The organism is Nocardia colli, assembly GCF_008704205.1.
GTDB lineage: Bacteria > Actinomycetota > Actinomycetes > Mycobacteriales > Mycobacteriaceae > Nocardia > Nocardia colli.
Genome location: NZ_VXLC01000003.1, coordinates 283,167 through 308,478, shown reverse-complemented (window position 1 = coordinate 308,478; position 25,312 = coordinate 283,167). Strand labels below are relative to the sequence as shown.

Sequence of the window (25,312 nt, the reverse complement as noted above, 5' to 3'; positions counted from 1 at the left end):
AGCGGCCGACCGATCGGCACCGACCCGTCGACTGCCGGATCGGCAGCGAAGGTCGTCGCGAACACCGTGGTCTCCGTCGGACCGTAACCATTGACCACCTGCACGCTCTCGGCGATGCGGTGCACCCGTCGGACCAAGGTCGAGGTGAGTTCCGCGCCACCGGCGATGACCTCGGTCAGCCGCGCGAACGGATTGCCGGGCAACGATTCCGCATGATCCAGCAGCACCGACAACAGCGCCGGCGTCGCGAACAGCCGCGTGACCGAATGATTCGCGACCAGCTCCAGCATTTCCGTTGGATCCGAACGCAACTCACCGGCCAGCACCAGCCCGCCGCCGGCACACAAGGCCACCCACATCTCGTAGGTCGAGGCATCGAACGCCATCGACGAATGCACCAGCACCCGCTCGGCCGAACCCGGCAGCCACCCCTGAGACACGTGATTCACCACGTTCCGGTGCGTGACACCAACGCCTTTGGGCGTACCCGTCGAGCCGGACGTGTACATCACATAGGCCAGATTCTGCGGCTTCGGCGAGCGACCTATCGCTGTCTGGTCCTCCGAGATCTCGAGCGCGTCGAGGTAGACCCGCGGAGTTGTCGTGTCGGGCAGCGTGTCCGCAGTCGCGCGGTCGGTCACCACAACCACCGGCGCGGCGTCGGTCAGGATGAACGCCAACCGATCCGACGGATACGCCGGGTCGATCGGCAGATATGCGCCACCGGCCTTCAACACCGCCAGCAACGCCACGATCAAGTCCGCTGACCGCGGCACTGCCACCGCGACAATGCTGTCCGGCCCTACCCGGCGCGAAATCAGCACTCGCGCAAGCCGGTCGGCCCGGCTGTCGAGTTCGCGGTAGGACACGTCGGCGTTCGGGAAGGTGAGCGCGACCGCGTCCGGCGTCTGCGCAACCTGCGCCTCGAACAGTCCCACGACGGTGACGTCGGGGATGTCGCTGCCGGTGTCGTTCCACCGGCGCAGCACGAGCTCGCGTTCCTCGGCACCGAGAATATCGATCGAGGCCACCGGTACATCCGGGTCCGCGACCACCTGGCCCAGAATCCGCACCAGGCGCTCGGCCATCGACTCGACGGCGCTCCGGCCGAATTCATCGGTGCGATAGTCGAAATACAGCGTCAGGCTGGGCGCGGCACCGGCGATGACCGTCAACGGGTAGTGCGTCGACGAGGTCGGTCGCAGGTCGCTGATGGCGATGCCGCTGGTGTCGGTGGCCGCCGCGATGCCGGTCCGGTCGACGGGATAGGACTCGAACGCGATCAGCGTGTCGAAGAGGACATTCACCCCGACGGCCTGGTGGATGTCGCTCAACCCGACATGGTGATAGTCGAGAAGCGCGGACTGACGAGCCTGCAAATCGGTCAGCAGATCGGCGAGCGAGTCCCGCGGACCGAACCGCACCCGGACGGGCACGGTGTTGATGAACAGGCCCACCATCGAGTCCACGTCGGCGATCGCCGGCGGTCGGCCCGACACGGTGGCACCGACGATGACGTCGTGCCGCCCGGTCATGGCGGCGAGCAGAATCCCCCACGCGGCCTGCACGACCGTGTTCACGGTGATTCCGAGTTCGCCTGCCCGCCTGCCCAAGGCCGCGCCGGTCTCGGCGGTCAGCGGTACCTCGACCCGTGCGACGCCCTCGATGCCGTCGCCGCCCCGCACGCTGTCCGCGAGCAGGGTCGGTTCGTGCACGCCGTCGAGTTCCTGCCGCCACGCTCGCACGCCGGCCTCGGCGTCCTGCTCCCCCAACCATTTCAAGAACCGCCGGTAGGCGGGAGCCGGTGGCAGTTCGGCAGAACTGTAGAGCCGCAACAGCTCTCGGATCAACAGCGGCAGCGACCAGCCATCCAGCAACACATGATGGGCGGTCAACACCAGCTCCGCCTGCCGGTCATTGAGCACCACCAGCGTCAATCGCAGCAGCGGCGGGACCGTCATATCGAAATGCGCGCGCTGATCTTCGACGAACAGCCGAGCCGATGCGGCATCGCGCGCCGCCTGGTCGAGATGCCGCAAATCGACTACCCGCCAGGGCAGTTCGACGTTCGCCACGACGACCTGAACCGACTTGCCGTGCGCGGCAGCGGCAAAGCCCACCCGCAGATTCGGATACCGGTCCAGCAGTCCCTGCCCAGCCGCCCGCATCCGCTCCGGATCCACCTGTCCGGCCAGCCCGAAGACGACCTGCATGTGATACGCGTCGAAACCCGGCTCGGCCAGGGCCTGGTGGAACAGCAGCCCCGACTGCATCGGGGTCAGCGGCCACACGTCCACCAGGCCCGGATACCGGGTCTCGAGTGCCTCGATCGCACCCTGGTCCACGGCATCGAACAGCACGTCCGAGGGCGTCAGGCCCCCTGCGCCCGACGTCTCGGCGTGCCGCACGAATCCCGTCAACGCCCTGCGCCACAGGTCGGCGAGGTCCTCGGTCTCAGCCGTCGCCAACACCCCGGCAGGCGTCGCGAACACCGCTTGCAATACCGGGCCTTCTTCGGAATCGGCGACCATCGCGCTCACGTCCAGCACCGCCATCGCCGGCATAGCCGGGTCGAGGGCGGCACCGACGGCGTCTTCCGCCGGGGACCATGCCGTGCCCTGCGCTCGTTGCGGCAGCAGATCCGCGGAGGTGAGCCGGCCGAGGTAGTTGAACCCGATCTGCCCGGCCGAATGTTGTTGCAGCACAGCAGCGGTGTCAGGGTTCAGGTAGCGCAGCAACCCGTATCCCATGCCCTTGTCCGGCACGGAACGCAACTGCTCTTTGATCGATTTGAACACGGCGCCGGCGGCCGGGCCACCGGCGCACAGCTGTTCCCACTCCGTCGCAGACGCCGCCAGGCGCACCGGGAACATGCTGGTGAACCACCCGACCGTGCCGGACAGGTCGGCGCCGGGAACGGTGTCCTCCTCCCGCCCATGGCCTTCCAGCCGGATCAACACCGATTCCTGGCCCATGCCGTGCGTGTGCCGCCAGCGAATGACCGCCACCGCCAAGGCCGCGAGCAGCCCGTCCTCGACCCCGCCGTGGAACAGCGCGGGCAAGGTCGTCAGCAGCACGTCGGTCTCGGCCACGGGCAGCTGAACGCGCACGCGGTCCACGGTCGCCATGACATCGACCGTCGGGTCCAACGGACGGGTACCCAAGGTCGGATCGGGGCCGTCGAGAACCGAACGCCACCACGCCAATTGCTCTGCCCACCGCGGGGTATGCGCTTGCTCGACGAGTCCGTGCGCCCACCGCCGCATCGAGGTGCCGGTCTCCGCCGGCACCGGCGACCGACCGGCCGACACGTCCTGCCAGGCAGACGCCAAGTCCGGCAACAGAATCCGCCAGGACACGCCGTCCATCACTAGATGATGGGCGACGACCGCGAGCGAACCCGTCCGTGCGGGTCCGCCGTCGAACCACACGAATTGCAGCAGCACACCGGCCGCCGGAGCCAGCCGATCCACTGCCGCGCGCACCTGGGCGGCAACCACCTCGGTCCGCTCCGCCGAATGTGCCTCGGCGGCAGTCATTTCGACACGGTGCAGCAAGCCGTCCACATCGATCGAACCCGCCGGTGCCACCTCGAGCCCCGCGCCACGCTCATCGTCGACCAACCGCGATCGCAACACGTCGTGCCGATCGATCACCGCGGCCAACGTCGCCACCAGGCCCGCTCGATCGATCCCCTCCGGCAGCTCGAGCACCAGTGTTTGGGTGAAAGTGTCGAACCCCGCGCCCAGCTCGCGCACGAATCGAGCCACCGGCAGCAATGGCAGCCAGCCCACCCCGCCGCCGGCCAGCTCCGCCAGAACTGGTGCGGACGTATCCCGCCCGGCGGCAATGGCGGCCAGCGCCGCGGCCGTCTTGTGCTCGAACACCTCCCGTGGGCTGATGTCGACGCCCAGCGCGCGTGCCCGCGACACCACCTGAATCGAACGGATGCTGTCGCCGCCGAGTTCGAAGAAACTGTCGTCCACGCCGACCAGCTCGCGTCCGAGCAACTCCGCGAACACTGTGGTCAGGATCTGTTCTTCGGTGGTGTGGGGCGCGCGGTACCGTGCCGAGGAGGTGATCTCCGGCTCCGGCAGTGCGGTGTGATCGAGCTTCCCGTTGGTGGTCAACGGCAGCGAGTCGATCACCATCACCACGGTCGGGACCATGAAGTCCGGCAGGCGTTCGGACACGAACCCGCGTACGTCCGCCCCGTCGAGTGTGGACCCGTCGCCGACGACGTAGCCGATCAGCTGTTTGCCACCGCCGGTCTCACGGGCTACCACGACCGCTTGGGATACCGAAGGATGCTGTGCCAGAGCGGTTTCGATCTCCGCGGGTTCGACGCGGAAGCCGCGGATCTTGACCTGATCGTCGATCCGCCCGACGAACTCCAACTCCCCCTGGCTGTTCCAGCGCACCACGTCGCCGGTGCGATACAACCGACCGCCGGCGGTATCGAACGGATCGGCCACGAACCGCGACGCGGTCAAATCCGTCCGGCCGAGGTAGCCGCGACCCAATTGCGCACCGGCGACATACAACTCACCGGCGACGCCGACCGGGACCGGCACCAACCAGGAGTCCAGCACGAATACCCGTACGTTCCCCATCGGGCGTCCGATCGGAACGGCACCACCGGTCGCTACCCCGGCGTCGTAAGCGGTGACGCACGCGGTGGTTTCGGTCGGCCCGTACCCGTTCATCACCTGAGCATCGGGGTACTGAGCGTTCAGTCGATCCACGACTCCTGCGGTCAACTCCGCACCGCCGACGATGATCCGCCGCATTGTCCGCAACGGGTTGCCTGGCAACGACTCCACGTGCTCGACCAGTGCCGACAGCAGCGGCGGCGTCGCGAACATCTTCGTCACCGACCGGCCGGCGATGAGCCCCGTGACCTCGTCCAGGTCCGACCGCGGCGCGTCGGCCAGCACCAATGTCGCGCCACCGCACAAGGTGGGCCAGATCTCGTAGGTGGAAGCGTCGAAGGCGATGGACGAGTGCACCAGCACCCGGTCCTCCGGATCGACTGACCACGCCTGAGCGACGAGGTTCACCACGTTCCGGTGCGTGATGCCAACACCTTTGGGGACGCCGGTCGAGCCGGACGTGTAGATCACGTACGCCAAGTTCTGCGGTGCCACCGTGACCCGAGGCAGATCGGTCCCCTCGGAATCGACAGTGTCGACGTAAAGGTGGGGAGTCTCTGTGTGCGGCAATCCCTTTGCCGTGACGGAATCGGTCACGATGGCAACCGGGGAGGCGTCGGCGAGGATGAAAGACAACCGATCCGACGGATACCCCGGATCGATCGGCAGATACCCGCCACCCGCCTTCAGCACCGCTAGCAGTGCCACGATCTGGTCCACCGATCGCGGCAAGGCTACCGCGACAACAGCATCCGGCCGTACCCCACGCGAGATCATGATCTGCGCGAGCCGATCGGCACGATCATCCAGCTCCCGATAGGACACCTCGACCGCACCGCAGAGAACGGCTGTCGCGTCCGGAGCCGCGGCGACCTGCGCCTCGAACAACCCGATCAGGGTGGTGTCCTGAATCTCGGCCGTGGTGTCATTCCACCGGCTCAATACCGTCTGACGCTCATCGGCGTCGAGAACATCGATCGAGCCCACCGCCGCACCGGGATCCGATACGACCAGCTCCAGCGTCCGCACCAACCGCGCGACCATCGTCTCGACCGTGGACCGATCGAACAGCTCGGTGGCATACTCCACCAACCCGTTCCACGGCTGACCGGCGGCGGAGTCGGCGATATTGAAGAACAGGTCGAACCGGGCGGTTGTGACGGACGCGTCATAGGGCTCGAATCGAACCCCGGGCAGCGCCAAGGTAGGCAAGGTGTTGTTCTGGAATGCAAGAGACACCTGGAACAGCGGATGATGCGCCGCCGAGCGGACCGGGTTGAGCAACTCCACCAGCAACTCGAACGGGACGTCCTGATTCTCGTACCCGGCCAAGGCTTTCGCCCTGACCTGCCCGACGATCTCGGCGAACGACGTCCCCGGCGCTACCTTCGTCCGCAGCACCCACGTGTTGACGAAGAAGCCGACCAGATCGGTCAGCGCGTCATCGGTGCGCCCGGCGATCGGCGAGCCGAGCGGAATATCCTCCCCCGCACCGAGTTTGAACAGCAATACGGCCAACGCGGACTGCAACACCATCGATACCGTCGCACCCTCACGACCGGCCAGCCGCTCCACTTCAGCGCGCAGCGACGGTTCGATATCGAACGCGACCATGTCACCGCGATAGCCGGCCACCCGCGGCCGCGGACGATCGGCCGGCAACCGCAACTGCTCCGGCAACTCGGCGAGTTCGGCACGCCAATAGTCGAATTGCCGAGACAGCAGGCTGTCCGGATCGGCGGACGACCCGAGCACTTCCTGCTGCCACAACGTGTAATCCACGTACTGCACCGGCAACGGACTCCATCCCGGCGCCCGATCCTCGATGCGCGCCGCGTACGCCACCGACAGGTCCCGCAGCAAAGGTCCCGCCGACCAACCGTCACCGGCGATGTGATGGATCAGCAGAACGAGGACGCACTCATCGACGCCACACCGAAACACGTCGGTGCGGACGGGGATCTCCGACGACAGGTCGAATCCGTACCGCATCGCCGAGGCGACCGCGGAATCCAACTCGGCTGGATCCACGTCGGTGACCGCGATCGGCACCTCGACGCTGTCCGCATCGAGCACCCGCTGGGCGGGCACCCCATCGGCCTCGACGAAGATCGTGCGCAAACTCTCGTGCCGCGCAACGACATCCCCGATCGCGGCGCGCAGAGCCGGCTCGTCCGCCCCGTGCAGCCGCACCACCAGCGGCATGTTGTAGGTCGCCGAAGGACCTTCCAGCCGGTGAATGAACCACAACCGCCGCTGTGCGAACGACAACGGGATCGTCTCGGGGCGCTGCCGAGCCAGCAACGCCGGACGCCGCCGAGTGCGGTCGTCGAGCCGGGTCGCCAACTGTGCCACCGTGGGCGCGTCGAACACCGTCCGAATCGGCACCTCAGCGCCCAGGACGACGCGAATCCGGCTGACCAAGCGGGTGGCCAGCAGTGAATGCCCGCCCAGCGCGAAGAAGCTGTCGTCGATGCCGACCCGGTCGAGGCCGAGGATCTCGGCGAACAACGCGGCCAGCATCTGCTCCTGGATCGTCGTCGGCGGCCGATACGCCACCGTCGACCGCAGATCCGGGACCGGCAATGCGTCACGATCCAGTTTCCCGTTGGTGGTCAACGGCACCGAGTCGATCACTAGCACCACCGCGGGCACCATGAAGTCCGGCAGCCGATCGGCCACGAACCGGCGCACGTCCGCGCCCGCGAGCCCGTTGCCCTCGACAGAACTGGTCCGGTCGGCGACGACGTAGCCGACCAGTTGCTTCCCACCCTCGGTGTCCCGCGCCACGACGACCGCCTGGGATACCGAAGGGTGTTGCGTCAGTGCGGTTTCGACTTCACCGGGCTCGACCCGGAAGCCGCGGATCTTGACCTGATCATCGACTCGGCCCGCGAACTCGAGCACCCCGTCCGATGTCCAGCGCACCACATCACCGGTGCGATAGAGCCTGCCACCGGATCGATCGAACGGATCAGCGACGAACCGGCCTGCGGTCAGGCCGGGTCGCCCGTGATAGCCCCGCGCCAGCTGAGCACTGGACACATACAGTTCGCCGGGGACTCCCACCGGAACGGGCGCCAGCCACGAATCCAGCACGAACACCTGCGTATTGGCCACCGGTACACCGATCGGCACGAGCGCATCCACCACGTCGTCGGGCACGACGAACGCCGTCACATCGACCGTCGCCTCGGTCGGACCGTACAGGTTGTCGACCCGACCGACCCCGCACTTGGTCTTGAGCGCATCGACCAGACCCGAGGTGAGCGTGTCAGCGCCGGTATTCACCTGCGTCAAGCTCTGGAACGGATTGTCGGGCAACGATTCCACGTGATCGACCAGCGCCGACAGCAGCGGTGGTGTCGCGAACATCTTCGTCACCGACCGCGACTCCACGAGGCGGGTGATCTCGCCCAGGTCCGACCGCGGCTCGCTCGCCACGACCAGCGTCGCACCGCCGGCCAGCGCGGGCCAGATCTCATAGGTCGAGGCGTCGAACGCGACCGAGGAATGCACCAGTACCCGGTCGTCGGGACCGGCCGACCACGCCTGAGCGATCAGGCTCGCGACGTTACGATGCGTGATACCAACGCCTTTGGGGGTTCCGGTCGATCCGGAGGTGTAGATCACGTACGCCAGATTCTGTGGCCGTACCGCGACAACCAGATCCATCTCTGGGCGGTCTTCGACATCGGTCGTATCGAGCTGGAGATGCGGTGTTTCCGTGTCGGGCAACACCTTCGCGGTGACAGAATCGGTCACGATGACGACCGGCGCGGCATCGGCGAGCACAAACGCCAACCGATCCGAGGGATAGCCCGGATCGATCGGCAGATACCCGCCGCCGGCCTTCAACACCGCCAGCATTGCCACGATCAGTTCCGCGGACCGCGGCAACGCCACGGCGACAACACCATCCGAAGCGACGCCATGTGAGATCAGCACCTGCGCCAACCCACCGGATCGGACATCAAGGTCCCGATAGGTCATCTCAGCGTCCGCGCAGACAACTGCCACCGCATCCGGTGTTCTGGCCACCTGCGCCGCGAACAGATCAACGAGGGTGCTGTCCTGCCCCGCAACGGCGGTGTCGTTCCACCGACGCAACACCAGTTCCCGCTCATCGATATCGAGCGCATCGATCGTCCCTACTGGGACAGCGGGATTCGCGACCACCAGCCGCAGCACCCGCACCAACCGCGCCACCGTCGCCTCGATCGTGGACCGGTCGAACAGATCGGTGGCGTACTCGACGTACACATCCCACGCGGCCGGACCGGCATCACTGATGTTGAAGGTCAGATCGAACTGAGACGTCTTCGCGGCGAGGGCATACGGCTCGAACTCGACCCCCGCCAGCTCCAAGGTCGGCGCGGCATTGTTCTGCACGCTCAGCAGCACCTGGAACAACGGATGATGCGCCGCCGACCGCGCCGGATTGAGCAACTCGACCAGCAGCTCGAACGGGATGTCCTGATTCTCGTAGGCGGCCAACGCCTTCGCCCGCACCTGCGCCACGATCTCGGTGAACGACTGCCCCGGCGCGACCGCGGCCCGCAACACCCAGGTGTTCACGAAGAACCCGACCAGATCGGTCAGGGCGTCATCGGTCCGTCCGGCGATCGGTGCGCCGAGCGGAATATCCTCCCCCGCACCGAGTTTGAACAACAGCACGGCCAACGCCGACTGCCACACCATCGAGACGGTGGCACCCTCGCGCGCCGCGAATGTCTCGACCGCGGTGCGGATCTCCGGATCGACCCGGAAGACCACCATATCGCCGCGATAGCTGGCGGCCCGCGGCCGCGGCCGATCCATCGGCAACCGCAGCTGCTCCGGCAGCCCCGCCAGCTCGCCCCGCCAGTATTCGAACTGCTGCGACAGCACACTGTCCGGATCCGCCTGTGAGCCGAGCAGTTCCTGCTGCCACAACGTGTAATCCACGTACTGCACGGGCAGCGGTTCCCACCCCGGCGCCTGTCCCTGCCGACGAGCCGCGTACGCCTCCGAAAGATCCCGCAGCAGCGGCCCCATCGACCACCCGTCACCGGCGATGTGATGGATCAGCAGCATCACCACGCAATCGTCGGAACTGACCCGAAACACGAAGGCGCGTATCGGAATTTCCGTCGACAGGTCGAACGCGTACCGCGACGCCGCGATCACCGCCGCATCCAGCGCGGCGGCATTCACATCGGTGATCGTCACCGGCACCTCGACGCCGTCGACGTCCAGCACCTGCTGACCCGGCACGCCGTCCGCCTCGACGAAGATCGTCCGCAGACTCTCGTGCCGGGCGACCACGTCGCCGACCGCGGCCGCGAACGCGGGCGCATCGAATACACCGGTCAGCCGCACGGTCAACGGCATGTTGTAGGTGGCGGAGGGGCCTTCCAGCCGGTGGATGAACCACAACCGCCGCTGGGCAAACGACAATGGAATCATCACAGACCCACCTCTCGATTCATTCGGCGCAGCGCCGGTCGGCGCGAGGGCGCCAGCTGCGGCCATTTGGCGGCGAGTTCGGCGGCGGTGGCGGCCTCGAACATCACCCGGATCGGGACCTCCACCCCCAATACGGCTCGAATCCGGCTGGCCAGGCGGGTAGCCAGCAGCGAGTGACCGCCCAGGGCGAAGAAACTATCGTCCACGCCGACCCGGCCGACGCCGAGAATTTCGGCGAACAACTCGGTCAGGACCTTTTCCCGCTCGGTGCGCGGCGCGCGATAGGCCCGCGCGGACACCAACTCCGGATCCGGCAGTGCGGCGCGATCGAGTTTGCCGTTCGCGGTCAACGGCACCGAGCCGATCACCATGACCGCGGCCGGCACCATGAAGTCGGGCAATCGCTCGGCCGCGAATCCGCGCACCGCGGCCGGCAGCAGCGAATCGTGCGGATTGTTGGCGTAGGCGGCGGGATCACCCACGGTTCCGGTCGGCAGAAATACATCGGTCAGTCGTTGCCCCTCGGCCGTCGCGGAGTCAAGGAATATCGCATCCATCTGTCCCGGCTTCGCGGACCAGGTGACCGCGGTGAGGTATCCGAGTTGCCGGCCGAGTTCGTACAGATCCTCCGGCAGCATGCCCGCGTCGACGCGGGGGCCACGGTTGGCCAGGATTCCTTCGAAATTCACCGCGCGCGGATCGGTTTGGCTGCCGGCGGACACCGGCTGACCGGTCCGGATGCGGTGTACCGCGTCGACCTGCCCGGTCAGTCCGGCGTGCGGAATTCCGCTGATCCGAATGCCGTCGGGATCGCCGGTGTGCAGCAGTGTGCGCAGCCACGCGAGGCCGCAGAACTCCACCGTCGGGAGACCGGACACCGAACGCGGTTTCGTCGGTGCCTTGCGCAGGACGACGTCGTATCGATATCGGGACAGCTCGTTGACCGAGAATCCGCGTTTGAGCTGGATATCCACGGCGTCGAAGCCGCTGTCGGCGTGGCAGATCGCCAGGAAGTATTCCGGCGCCAGCAGCATTTCCTTCTCCGCCGCGATCTCCCGGCGAACGCGATCGGCCACGACCGCGGGGTCGTCGTCGCCATTGCGGCTGATCTGGACCGCGGTGGTGAACTCCTCGAGCAACGCCAGATTGCGGACATCGCCGACGAACACCGCGCCACCGGGCGCGAGCAAGCCTTGTATCTGCTCAAGTACTCGGCGCATATACCGCTCGCCGGGGAAGTACTGAGCGACAGAGTTCAGCACCACCGTGTCGAAATAGCCGTCCGGCAATCCGGTGACGTCGTCGGCGCCTTGGACGCTCAACGTGACCCGATCGACCCAGCCCGCTTTCAGCTCGGCCAGTCGTTGACGCAATGTGGTGATGGTGGCCGCGGAGAAGTCCGTCGCCCAGTATTCCTCGCAGTCGGGGGCCAACTGCGACAACAACAATCCCGAACCGACGCCGATCTCGAGCATGCGGCGCGGTCCCAGATCGCGGATTCGGTCCACCGTGGCGGAGCGCCATTCGCGCATCTGCTCTTCCGGGATCGCCGCGCCGGTGTAGCTGCTGTTCCAGCCGCCGAAGTCGGCACCGAACCCGGCGCCGCTGACCCGGCGAGCGCCGTTCCCGTTTCCATTGCCATTTCCGTTACCGGCTCCGGCGTATACGTCGTCATACATCCGGCGCCACTGCCCCACCAGCTCTTCTTCGGCGACCACCGGTCCCGAACGGTCGGCGACGACGTATCCGATCAGCTGCTTGCCGCCGGCTTCGACATCGCGCGCGACGACCACGGCTCGGGACACCGAAGGATGCTGCGCCAGAACCGTTTCGACCTCACCCGGCTCGACCCGGAACCCGCGGATCTTCACCTGGTCATCGACCCGGCCCGCGAACTCCAATACTCCCGCCGAGGTCCACCGCACCACGTCACCGGTGCGATACAGCCGGCCGCCGCCGGACGGATCGAATGGATCGGCCACGAATCGGGCCGAGGTCAACCCCGCGCGGCCGCGATAGCCCCGCCCCACTTGCGCACCGGCCACATACAATTCGCCGGCAACGCCCACCGGAACCGGGACCAGCCACGAATCCAGCACGAACACCCGGGTATTCGCCACGGGCAGGCCGATCGGCACCGCGCCGTCGACCTCGTCCTGCGCGTCGTAATCGGTGACGCACGCGGTGGTTTCGGTCGGCCCGTACCCGTTCATCACCTGGGCGCCGGGATATTTCGCGTTCAGCTTGTGCACGACCGACGCGGTCAGCTCCGCGCCGCCCACGATCACCCGGCGCATCGACTGCAACGGGCTGCCGGGCAGGGATTCGACGTGGTCGACCAGCGCCGAGAGGAACGGCGGCGTGGTGAACATCTTCGTCACCGACCGGGTCTGGATCAGCCGGGTGATCTCCGGCAGATCGGACCGCTGCTCGCCGGTCACCACCAGTGTCGCGCCACCGCACAGCGCGGGCCAGATCTCGTAGGTCGAGGCGTCGAAGGCGATCGAGGAGTGCGCCAGCACTCGGTCCTCGGCCGAGGTCGTCCACGCCGAGGCGACCAGGTTGATCACGTTGAGATGGGTGATACCAACGCCTTTGGGGATGCCGGTCGAACCGGAGGTGTAGATCACGTACGCCAGATTCTGCGGCGTGACCATCGTGTCGACCCTCGACTGGTCGTTCAGCTCAGTGGTGTCGAGGTGGAGCTGCGGCGCGCCGGTATGCGGCAGCAGCGGTGCGGTCGCCGAATCGGTCACCACGACGACCGGCGCGGCGTCGGTGAGGATGAATTCCAGCCGGTCCGAGGGATAGCCCGGATCGATCGGCAGATACGCGCCACCGGCTTTCAGCACACCGAGCAGCGCCACGATCAGTTCCACGGATCTGGGCAGTGCCACCGCGACTACGGTGTCGGGTCCGACCCCGCGGTCAATCAGCCCGTGCGCCAACCGATCTGCTCGGATATCGAGTTCTCGATAGGTCAGTTCGGCATCCGCACACACCACCGCGACCGCGTCCGGGGTCGCGGTGACCCGGGTACGGAACAGCCCGGCAATGGTGTCGGCGGCGACGTCGGCCGCGGTGTCGTTCCACCAGTGCAACACCCGGTCGCGCTCATCGGTGTCGAGCACATCGATCGACCCGACCGGCGCGCTCGGATCCGAGGTGATCTGCCGCAGTATCCGCACATACCGCGCCACCATCGACTCGACCGTCGGCCGGTCGAACAGCTCGGTCGCGTACTCGACCAGGCAATTCCACGGTTGACCGGCGGGCGCGTCGGCGACGTTGAAGAACAGGTCGAATCGTGCGGTCGCGGTGGTCGCGATGTACGGCTGGATGCGCGTACCCGACAACTCGAGGTCCGGCAGGGCGTTGTTCTGGAAGGCGAGCGACACCTGGAACAACGGGTGATGCGCCGCCGAGCGGGTCGGATTGAGCAGTTCGACGAGCAACTCGAACGGAACATCCTGATTCTCGTAGGCGGCCAGCGCCTTCGACCGGACCCGGGCCAGCAGCTCGGTGAACGCCGCCGCGGGCGACACCTTCGCCCGCAGCACCCAGCTGTTGACGAAGAAGCCGACCAGATCGGCGAGAGCCTCGTCGGTGCGTCCGGCGATCGGCGAGCCGATCGGAATATCCTCTCCGGCACCGAGTTTGAAGAGCATGACCGCCAGCGCCGAGTGCAGCACCATCGACACCGTGGCACCCTCACGGCCGGCCAACCGCTCTACCGCGGTGCGAATCTCGGGATCGATGCCGAACAGCACCATGTCACCGCGGTAGCTGGCCACCAACGGACGCGGACGGTCCGTCGGCAGACTCAGCTGCTCGGGCAGGTCGTCGAGCTCGGTGCGCCAGTAGTTGAACTGCTGCGACAGCAGGCTGTCCGGATCGGTGTGCGAGCCGAGGACGTCGTGCTGCCACAGCGTGTAGTCCACGTACTGCACCGGCAACGGCTGCCAGCCCGGCGCCCGATGCTCGAGGCGCGCCGCGTAGGCCTCCGAGAGGTCGCGCAGCAGCGGGGTCATCGACCAGCCGTCGCCGGCGATGTGATGGATCAGTATCGCGGCAACGCATTCGTCCGTACCGCAGCGGAACACGTTGGCGCGGATCGGGATTTCCGTCGACAGATCGAATCCGTAACGCACCGCCGCGGTTACAGCGGCGTCCACTTCTGTGGGGTCCACCTCGGACACGTCCACCGGCACGTCGACGGTATCGAGGACCCGCTGCGACGGCACACCGTCGGCGTCGACGAAGACCGTGCGCAGACTCTCGTGCCGCGCGACCACATCACCGATCGCGGCGCGCAGGACGGAGACGTCCACACCGTGCAGCCGCACCGCCAACGCCATGTTGTAGGTCGCGGAAGGCCCTTCGAGTCGATGGATGAACCACAACCGTCGCTGGGCGAACGACAACGGGACCACATCCGGGCGCTGCCGGGCCGACAACGGCCGGCGCACTTGGACTTCCGCGTCGAGCCGGGTCACCAGCTCCGCTACCGTGGGCGCGTCGAAGACCGTCCGAATCGGCACCTCGACACCAAGGACCGCCCGAATCCGGCTGGCCAGGCGGGTAGCCAGCAGCGAGTGGCCGCCCAGCACGAAGAAACTGTCGTCGATTCCCACCCGATCGAGTCCGAGGATCTCGGCGAACAGATCGGCCAGGACCCGCTCACGCTCGGTGGTCGGCGGCCGGTACTCCAGCGAGGAGGCGAACTCCGGGTCCGGCAGGGCGGCGCGATCGAGCTTGCCGCTGGCGGTCAACGGCACCGCGTCGATCACCATGACCGTCGCGGGGACCATGAACTCCGGCAGCCGATCGGTCGCCCAGCGGCGGACGTCCGCGGCCAGCAGGCCCGATTGCGGGTTGTTGGCGTACGCGCCGGGGTCGTCCACGGGTGCGGATATGGCATAGATGTCGGTCAGCGGTTGCCCCTGCGCGGTACCGGCGTAGAGGAAGACCGCGTCCATCCGCCCCGGCTCCGCGGACCAGGTGACGGCGGTGGTGTATCCGAGTTGTTCGCCCAGCAGGTAGAGGTCTTCGGGCAGTAGACCTCGCCGGTCGGCGGCGGTGTCGAGTATTCCTTCGAAGGCGACGCCGAGCGCGTCGGTGGTGGTGGCCGACAGCCCTGCCCTGACCCGGTCGGCGGCCTCGACCTGCCCGACCAGTCCGGCATGCGGGATCGCGGTGACCCGGACGCCCTCGGTATGCCGGGTCTGCAGGAGGCTGCGCAGCCAATCATGGCCGCGGAAAGCGGCTTTCGGCGTATCGGCGACCGATCGCGGTTTCGTCGGCGCTTTGTGCAGGACGACGTCGTAGCGATATCTGGTCAGCTCGTTGACCGAGTACCCGCGCTTGAGCTGGATGTCGACGGCATCGAATCCGGTGGCGTCGCTGCACATTCCGGCGAAGTACTCCGGGGCGAGCAGCAGCTCTTGTTCGGCCGCGATGTCGCGGCGGACGCGATCTGCGACCGCGACCGGATCGTCGTCGCCGTTGCGGCTGATCTGGACGGCGGTGGTGAACTCCTCGAGCAGGGCGAGATTGCGCACGTCGCCGACGAACACCGCGCCGCCGGGAGCCAGCAGTCCCTGGATCTGGTCGAGGACTGTGTGCAGGTAGTTCTGGCTCGGGAAGTACTGGATGACGGAGTTGAGCACCACGGTGTCGAAATGACTTTCCGGCAATCCGGCGACGTCGTCGGCCGCCTGGGCACTCAGGACGACCCGATCCGCCCATCGCTCATCGAGGTCCGCGAGTTGCTGGCGCAGGACGGCGATCGTCGCGGCGGAGAGATCCGTCGCCCGATACTCCTCGCAGTCAGGGGCCAACTGCGACAACAACAGTCCCGAACCGACGCCGATCTCCAGCACCCGCTTGGGCTTCAAACCCCGGATGCGCTCGACGGTGGCCGCCCGCCATTCGCGCATCTGCTCGACCGGAATCCGGGATCCGGTGTAGCTGCTGTCCCAGCCGTCGAAACCGGCGCCGAACTCGGCTCCGTTGCCGGAGACAGGTTGCAGGCCGGCCGCTTTGGCGACCACGGCCTCGGAGTACAGGTCGTCATAGATGCGACGCCACTGCCCGACCAGCTCGCCTTCGCCGACGAGCGGGCCCGATCGGTCGGCGACCACGTATCCGACCAGTTGCTTGCCGCCGGTGTCGAGGTCGCGCGCGACCACCACGGCCTGGGTGACCGAAGGATGTTGCGCCAGTACCGTTTCGACCTCGGCGGGCTCGACCCGGAAACCGCGGATCTTGACCTGGTCGTCGGCGCGACCGGCGAACTCCAGCTGCCCGACGCTGTTCCAGCGCACCACATCACCGGTGCGATACAACCGGCCACCGGACGGGTCGAACGGATCGGCGACGAACCGCGCCGCGGTCAGCGCCGGCCGACCGTGATAGCCGCGGGCCAGCTGCGCACTGGCGACATACAGCTCGCCCGCGACGCCGACCGGAACCGGCACCAACCACGAATCCAGCACGAACACGCGGGTATTGGCTACCGGGGCGCCGATCGGCACCACCGCACCGGTGCTCGCCGCGTCGTCGGGGACGGTGTGGGAGGTGACGTCGACCGTTGCCTCGGTCGGGCCGTACAGGTTGTCGATCCGCGCGATCCCGCACGTGGTCTTCAGCGCGTCCGCCAGGCTCGCGGTGAGGGTGTCGGCTCCGGTGTTCACCTGGGTCAGGCTCTGGAACGGATTGTCGGGCAACGAGTCCGCGTGCTCGACCAGCGCCGACAGCAGCGGTGGCGTCGCGAACATCTTCGTCACCGAGCGGCCCGCGATCAGCTGCGTGATCTCGGCCAGATCCGACCGTTGTGCACCGGCGACGATCAAGGTCGCGCCGCCGCACAGGGCAGGCCAGATCTCGTAGGTCGAGGCGTCGAAGGCGACCGAGGAGTGCACCAGCACCCTGTCCTCGGTGGAGGTCGACCACGCCTGAGCGACCAGGTTCACAACGTTACGGTGCGTGATACCAACGCCTTTCGGGACACCCGTGGAGCCGGACGTGTAGATGACGTACGCCAGGTTCTGCGGCATCGGTGCAACGGGCCGAGCCAGGCCGTTGCAGCCCTCCGTATCGGTGGTGTCGAGGTACAGACGCGGGGTCATTGCCTGCGGCAGCAAGGGCGCGGTGACGGAATCGGTCACCACGACCACGGGCGCGGCGTCGACCAGGATGAAGCCCAGCCGATCCGAGGGATAGGCCGGATCGATCGGCAGATACCCGCCACCGGCCTTCGACACCGCCACCAGCGCGACGATCAGTTCCGCGGATCGCGGCAAGGCAACGGCGACAACGCCCTCCGGACCGACTCCCCGCGAGACGAGCACCCGCGCCAGCCGGTCGGCTCGCTGGTCGAGTTCGCGATAGGTCAGTTCGGTATCCGCGCAGACCACCGCGACCGCGTCCGGCGTCCGAGCGACCTGCGCCCCGAACAGCCCGGCCAGCGTGGTGTCCGCAACCGCGACGGTGGTGTCGTTCCAGCGCCGCAGCACCCGTTCGCGTTCCACCGGGCCGAGGACATCGATCGAGCCCACGGCGGCTTCCGGCTTCCGCACCAGCAGGTGCAGGATCCGCACCAACCGCTGCGCCATCGTCTCGACGGTGGACCGATCGAACAGCTCGGTCGCGTACTCTACGAACCCGTCCCAACCGGCGCCGGCGGGCGCGTCGGCGATATTGAAGAAGAGGTCGAACCGCGCGGTCGCGGTGCCGGCGGGGTACGGCTCGATCCGCACTCCGGACAGGTCGAGGGCGGGCAGGGTGTTGTTCTGGAATGCCATCGTCACCTGGAACAGCGGGTGATGCGCCGCCGAGCGGACCGGGTTGAGCAACTCGACCAGCAGCTCGAACGGGACATCCTGATTCTCGTACCCGGCCAGCGCTTTTGCCCGGACCTGGCTCAGCAGCTCGGTGAACGAGGCCGACGGGGACACCGCGGCGCGCAGCACCCACGTGTTGACGAAGAACCCGACCAGGTCGGTCAATGCCTCGTCGGTGCGTCCGGCGATCGGCGCGCCGATCGGAATATCTTCTCCCGCACCGAGTTTGAACAGCAGTACGGCCAGCGCCGATTGCAGCACCATCGATACCGTCGCACCCTCGCGGGCGGCCAGCCGCTCCACCGCGATCCGGGTCTCGGGATCGATGTCGAACAGCACCATGTCTCCGCGATAGCTCGCGACCCGCGGCCGTGGCCGATCCATCGGCAGCCGCAGCTGCTCGGGCAGGCCGTCGAGTTCGTCCCGCCAGTAGGTGAACTGCTGTGCCAGCACGCTGCCGGGATCGGTTGCGGAGCCGAGCAATTCGCGTTGCCACAGCGTGTAATCCACGTACTGCACGGGCAGCGGGCTCCACCCCGGAGCACGATCATCCAGTCGCGCCGCATACGCCACCGACAGATCACGCAACAACGGCGACAGCGACCAGCCGTCACCGGCGATGTGGTGGATCAGCAGCACCAGCACGCACTCGTCGGCGTCGACGCGGAACACGTCGGCGCGGATCGGGATTTCCGTGGACAGGTCGAAGCCGTACCGCACCGCCGCGGTCACCGAGGCGTCGAGGTCGGCGGCGTCCGCCTCGGTGACCGCGAACGGCACCTCGACGCGCTCGGCGGCGAGTACGCGCTGCGACGGCACGCCATCGGCGTCCACGAAGACGGTCCGCAGACTTTCGTGGCGCGCAACGACATCGGTGATCGCCGCACGCAGTGCCGGCACGTTCATCCCGTGCGACCGCACGGCCAGCGCCATGTTGTAGGTGGCAGAGGGCCCTTCGAGCCGATGGATGAACCACAGTCGCTGCTGCGCGAACGACACCGGAACCACGTCCGGCCGTTGCCGTTCCAGCAGCGCCGGACGCACCTGCACGCCGGCATCGAGCCGGGTGACCAACTGCGCCACCGTCGGCGCGTCGAAGATGGTCCGGATCGGCACCTCGACGCCAAGGGCGACGCGAATGCGGCTGGCCAGGCGGGTGGCCAGCAGCGAATGCCCGCCCAGCTCGAAGAAGCTGTCGTCCAGGCCGATCCGGTCGCGGCCGAGCACCTCGCCGAACAACTGAGCCAGGGCCCGCTCGCGCTCGCTGCCCGGCGCTCGATACCGCACCGAGGACATCAGCTCCGGGTCGGGCAGCGCCGCGCGATCCAGTTTTCCGTTGGCGGTCAACGGCACCGCGTCGATCACCATCACCACGGCCGGCACCATGTACTCGGGCAGCCGGTCCGCGACGAAGGCGCGCACCTGCGCGCCGTCGATCGAATCACGCTGACCTGCAACTACATACCCGACCAGCTGCTTGCCACCGTCAGCGTCGTGGACGACTGCCACCGCCTGGGATACCGAGGGGTGTTGCGCCAGTGCGTTTTCCACTTCGCCGGGTTCCACCCGGAAGCCGCGGATCTTGACCTGATCATCGACCCGGCCCACGAACTCCAGCTGCCCGGCCGAATTCCAGCGCACCACATCGCCGGTGCGATACAACCGGCCACCGTCCGGATCGAACGGATCGGCCACGAACCGCGCCGCGGTCAACGCCGCCCGCCCGTGGTAGCCCCGCGCCAGCTGCGCGCCGGCGACATACAGCTCCCCCGCGACCCCGACCGGAACCGGCATCAACGACGAATCCAGCACGAACACCCGCACATTCGGCAACGCCGACCCGATCGGCACCGACGCACCGTCGAAGTGTTCCGCAACCCCGAACGCCCGGCGGATCGCGAATGTTGTTGTCTCGGTGGGCCCGTACACGTGCACGACACGGGTGTCAGGCAGCATGCGCAGGGCGCGCCCGAATACCTCCGGCGGCATCTCCTCGCCGCCGGTCCAGACCTGGTGCAGCCCGGCGAGCGCGTCGGGGCAGTCATCGATGAACAACTCGAACAGCCGCGTGGTCAGAAACGCGGCGGTGACCCCGTTCACCACCATCAGCCGCCGAAGCGCCGTTATGTCCGTGCGTTCCGGCGGTGCGATGACCACTCGGCCGCCGGCCAGCAGCGGAACCCATATCTCATAGGTCGAGGCATCGAACGCGACCGAGGAGTGCACCAGGACCCGCTCGTGCGCGCCACCCTGCCACTCCGGCTTACGCGCGAAGGTCACCACGTTGCGGTGGGTGACGGCAACGCCTTTCGGCACGCCGGTCGAACCTGAGGTGTAGATCAGGTAGGCCAGATTGCCCGGGCGCACCCTGACCGACCGGTCCCGGCTGCCCGCATCGTCGATGTCGGTATCGAGGTAGAGATGCGGCGCGGTGGTGTGGGGCAGGGTGTTTGCGGTGGCCTGGTCGGTGAGGACGACGACCGGGGCCGCGTCGGCGAGAATGTACGCCAATCGATCCGAGGGGTAGGCGGGATCGATCGGCAGATATCCACCACCGGCCTTCAGCACCGCAAGCAGCGCCGTGACCAACTCCACCGACCGCGGCAGCGCTACCGCGACAACGCAATCCGGGCCGACTCCCCGCGAGATCAACAGCTGTGCCAGCCGTTCGGCGCGCGCATCGAGATCCCGGTACGACATTTCGGTGTCCGCGAAGACGACTGCCACCGCATCCGGCGTTGCAGCGGCCTGCGCTTCGAACAGCTCCACCATTGTGGCGTTCTGCTCGACCGGGACGGCGGTGTCGTTCCACCGGTGCAGCACCAGCTCACGCTCGTCGCCGTCGAGGACATCGATCGCCCCCACCGGGATGGCCGGGTTCTGCACCAGCTGCCGCAGTATCCGCACCAGCCGCCCCGCCATGGCCTCGACCGTGGACCGGTCGAACAGCTCGGTGGCGTATTCGATGTATCCGTCCCAGCCGAGCGGCGCCGGGGCGTCCCCGTTGGTCCGCCGTGCGGCCACGGCGTCACCGATGTTGAAGGTCAGATCGAATCGCGAGGTGGTGGTCGGCGGCGTGTAGGGCTCGACCGCGACGCCTGGCAGTTCCAGGGTGGGCACGGCGTTGTTCTGCAAGGTCAGCAGCACCTGGAACAGCGGATGATGCGCCGCCGAGCGAGCCGGGTTGAGCAACTCCACCAGCAACTCGAACGGTGCGTCCTGATTCTCGTAGGCGGCCAGCGCCTTCGCCCGGACCTGACTCAGGATTTCCGTCCCGGTCGCGGCCGGTGTGACCGCGGCGCGCAGCACCCAGGTGTTGACGAAGAACCCGACCAGATCGGACAGCGCGTCGTCGGTGCGGCCGGCGATCGGCGCGCCGATCGGAATATCTTCTCCCGCACCGAGTTTGAACAACAGCACGGCCAGGGCCGACTGGAGCACCATGGATACCGTCGCGCCCTCGCGGGCGGCCAACCGCTCCACCTCGGCGCGCAGCTGAGCATCGATCCCGAACAACACCGCGTCTCCGCGATAGCTGGCGACTCGTGGCCGCGGCCGATCCATCGGCAACCGCAGTTGCTCCGGCAGACCGTCGAGTTCGGCACGCCAGTAGTTGAACTGCCGCGACAGCACACTGTCCGGATCGGTCGGCGAGCCCAGCAATTCCTGTTGCCACAGTGCGTAATCCACGTACTGCACCGGCATCGGCGACCACTCGGGCGCCTGCCCCTGCCCGCGCGCCGCGTACGCCGCCGACAGATCCTCCAACGTCACCGTCGCCGACCAACCGTCACCGGCGATGTGGTGAATCAGCAACACCAGCAGCCATTCATCGGGGCCGCAACGGAACACACTGGCCCGCAACGGAAGCTGCGTGGACAGATCGAACCGATGCTGCGCCGCCTCGGCGACCGCCGCGGCGAGGTCGGCCGGATCGACGTCGGTCATCGCGATCGGAACCTCGACGCTGCCGGACTCCAGCACCCGCTGCGTCGGGACGCCGTCGGCTTCGAGGAAGATCGTGCGCAGGCTCTCGTGCCGGGCAACCACATCGGCGATCGCCGCCGCGAAGGCCGCCGGATCGAACGCGCCCGTCAATCGCGCGGCCAACGGCATGTTGTAGGTGGCCGAGGGGCCTTCCAGCCGGTGGATGAACCACAGCCGCCGCTGCGCGAACGACAACGGCACGACCTCCGGACGCGGCCGGACCTGCAAGGTCGGACGCATCTGCACACCGGTATCGAGCCGTGGCACCAGCTGCGCCACCGTCGGCGCGTCGAAGACGGTCCGAATCGGCACCTCGACGCCGAGCACCGCCCGGATCCGGCTGATCAGGCGGGTAGCGGACAGCGAATGCCCGCCCAGCTCGAAGAAGCTGTCGTCCAGACCCACCCGGTCGAGTCCGAGCACCTCGGCGAACAACCCGGCCAGGATCCGCTCACGCTCGCTGCCGGGCGCCCGATACGCCACCGAGGAGGCGAACTCCGGAACCGGCAGCGCGGCCCGATCGAGCTTCCCGTTCGCGGTCAACGGCAGCGCGTCGATCACCATCACCACGGACGGCACCTGGAACTCCGGCAGCCGCGCGGCGGCGAATTTACGCACCTCTGCCCCGTCGAGGACGTGGCCGTTGCCGTTGCCCGTGACCGAGCGGACCCGGTCCGCGACCACGTATCCGACCAGTTGCTCACCGCCATCGGTATCGCGGGCCACCACCACCGCCTGCGTCACCGAAGGGTGCTGCGCCAGAACGGCTTCGACCTCACCGGGCTCGATCCGGAAGCCGCGGATCTTCACCTGATCGTCGGCCCGGCCGAGGAACTCCAGCACCCCGCCCGCGGTCCACCGCACCACATCGCCGGTGCGATACAACCGGCCACCGGACGGATCGAACGGGTCGGCCACGAACCGAGTCGCGGTCAGATCCGCCCGGCCGTGATACCCACGCGCCAACTGCGCACCGGCCACATACAGCTCCCCCGCGACGCCCACCGGAACCGGCATCAACCACGGATCCAGTACGAACACGCGCAGATTCCCCAGCGGAGACCCGATCGGGCTGCCGCTGCGCGTGTCATCGGCCGACAGTTCGAGCTTGGTGACGTGCACCGTGGTCTCGGTGATCCCGTACATGTTCACCAGCGCCGGACCGGCGCCACGGCCGGACGAACGCCACGGTCGCAGGTTCGCCGGATTCAATGCCTCCCCACCGAATATCACCATCCGCAAAGCGGAATCGGTATTGCCGCAAGCAGATCGGGCCTCCGCCAGTGCATAGAAGGCGGACGGCGTCTGATTGAGGACGGTCACCTTCTCGCCGACCACCAGATGCCACAGCTGTGCGGGCGTGCGCACGACGTCCCACGGCACGACCACGACCCGGCCGCCGTGCAACAGCGCACCCCAGATCTCCCAGACCGAGAAGTCGAAGGCCTGCGAATGGCACCAGGCCCAAACATCATCCGCGCCGAAGTCACACCAGGGCGCGGTGCTCTGGAAGAGCGAGGTCACATTGCGATGGGTGACCGCGACGCCCTTCGGCGTGCCGGTAGAACCGGAGGTGTAGATCAGATACGCGAGGTTGCCGGGCAGCGGCGCGACAGGCTGCGCAGCCTCGCTCTGCCCGGCCTCTTCGATGAAGATGCGCGGAACTTCGCTGTCCGGCAATGCCTTTGCGGTGGCGCTGTCGGTCAGCACCGCGATCGGCCTGGCATCACCGAGCACGAACGCCAACCGTTGCGCCGGATAGGTCGGATCGATCGGCAGATACGCGCCACCGGCCTTCGACACCGCCAGAATCGCGACGATCAGCTCCACCGACCTCGGCAGTGCCACCGCCACCACGCTGTCCGGGCGCACACCGTGCGACATCAGTCTGCACGCAACACGATTCGCCCAGGCGTCGAGCTCTCGGTAGGAGAGCCGCACGGCACCGGAGACCACCGCCACCGAGTCCGGCCCCCGCCGCACCTGCTCCTGGAACATCCCCACCAAGGTCGCGTCCGGGTCGACCGGCACCGCCGTGTCGTTCCATTCCTCGACCACCAGCCGGCGATCCGCACCGAGGATGTCGAGGGTCCCGATCGGCGCCCGCGGGTCGGAGATCGCTTGCCGCAGATACCGGGCGATGGACTCGAGGTAGCCCTGCAGGTCCTCGTCGGTGTAGAGCTGTGCGTCGCCTTCGATTCGCAGGTAGCCACCGCGCGAGGACTCTCGTTCGTAGTAGAAGACGATCGACAGATCACCGCTGTTGCCGGCCGAGAACAGTTGCAGGTCGGCCTCGCCGTCGGCCATCTTCAGCGCGCCGAAGAACGACATGACGTTGATCACCGGGCCGAACGGATTCCCTTGGGAATTCGGCATTTTCAGGTCGCGCCGGATCTCCGACATGCCGTAGCGCAGATGATCCCTGGCGCCGGCGATGGTGGCGTGGATCCGCTCGGCCAGCTCGCCGAGCGAGAGCTCCCGGCTCGAGTCGACCAGCATGGGCACGGTGTCGGAGAGTTGGCACGGCGTCCGGCCGGAGACCTCGTCTCGATTGGAAACCGGTATCTGCACGCAGAATTCGTCCCGCAGCGCGTAGCGCTGGATGGCCGCCGCCGCGACGGACATCAGCAGGTAGGGCAGCTTGACGCCGAACGCTTGCGCGGTGCTCATCAGCTCACCCAGCTCCGCGCCGGAAAAGCCGTGGGTGCAACCGATTCGGCCCGGCTCGGTGCCGTGGGCGGCGCTGCCGGGCAGACGCAGCGGATCGATCCCGGCCGGGATCTGACCGCACCAGTAGGCGCGGTCGGCCGCTTCCCGGCTGCGGCGGTACGCGTGATCGCTGTCGATGATGTCATCGATGTGCGCGAATCCGGTTGGTGCGACGGGCGTTCCGGCGTTCATCGCGCAGTACACGTCGAGCACCCGCTGCGCCCAGGAGGCGACGCCGACGCCGTCCATGATGATGTGCGCGAAGCACATCGACAGGATGTAGTGCTCGGCGCCGACCTCGAGCAACGCGACGCTCAACAGCGCGTCGTGCTCCAGATCGAAACCCACCTCGCGTTCGCGCGTCATATAGTCCAGCGCGGCCGCCACCGGATCCGGCTTCTCGGTGAGATCCAGATACGACGGCGCCCAATCGGCGATATCGCGTTCGACCTGCATCGGCCCGTCGGCGCCGCGCACGAAATTCACAGTCAGCGACTCGGATTCGCCGAATACCTGCCGGGCCGCGGCGAGAAACTGACCCGGATCCAGGTCGGCGCGAATGTCGATGTAAACGATACAATTATTAGGAATATCTGCCAGCTCGTGCGCTATCCACAATTCTTTCTGAATAGAAGTCAGACTGCGCAGCAGTGATTTGTTACCGGATTGCAT

At 67.3% G+C, this 25,312-nt stretch carries 2 protein-coding genes (1 of these 2 running past the window's edge); both read right to left on the bottom strand.

The window, feature by feature from the left end:
* Nucleotides 1–10,100: the beginning of a non-ribosomal peptide synthase/polyketide synthase gene (locus F3087_RS08240; RefSeq protein WP_150401892.1), read on the bottom strand. Its footprint begins 10,600 nt before the window's first position; 10,100 of the gene's 20,700 nt are visible here — the first part of the coding sequence; the start codon lies at nt 10,098–10,100; its stop codon lies beyond the left edge, outside the window.
* Nucleotides 10,100–25,312: a non-ribosomal peptide synthetase gene (locus F3087_RS08235; protein WP_150401252.1), complete on the bottom strand. Its 15,213-nt coding sequence runs from the start codon at nt 25,310–25,312 to the stop codon at nt 10,100–10,102. Before F3087_RS08235 ends, F3087_RS08240 begins: the two co-directional genes overlap by 1 nt.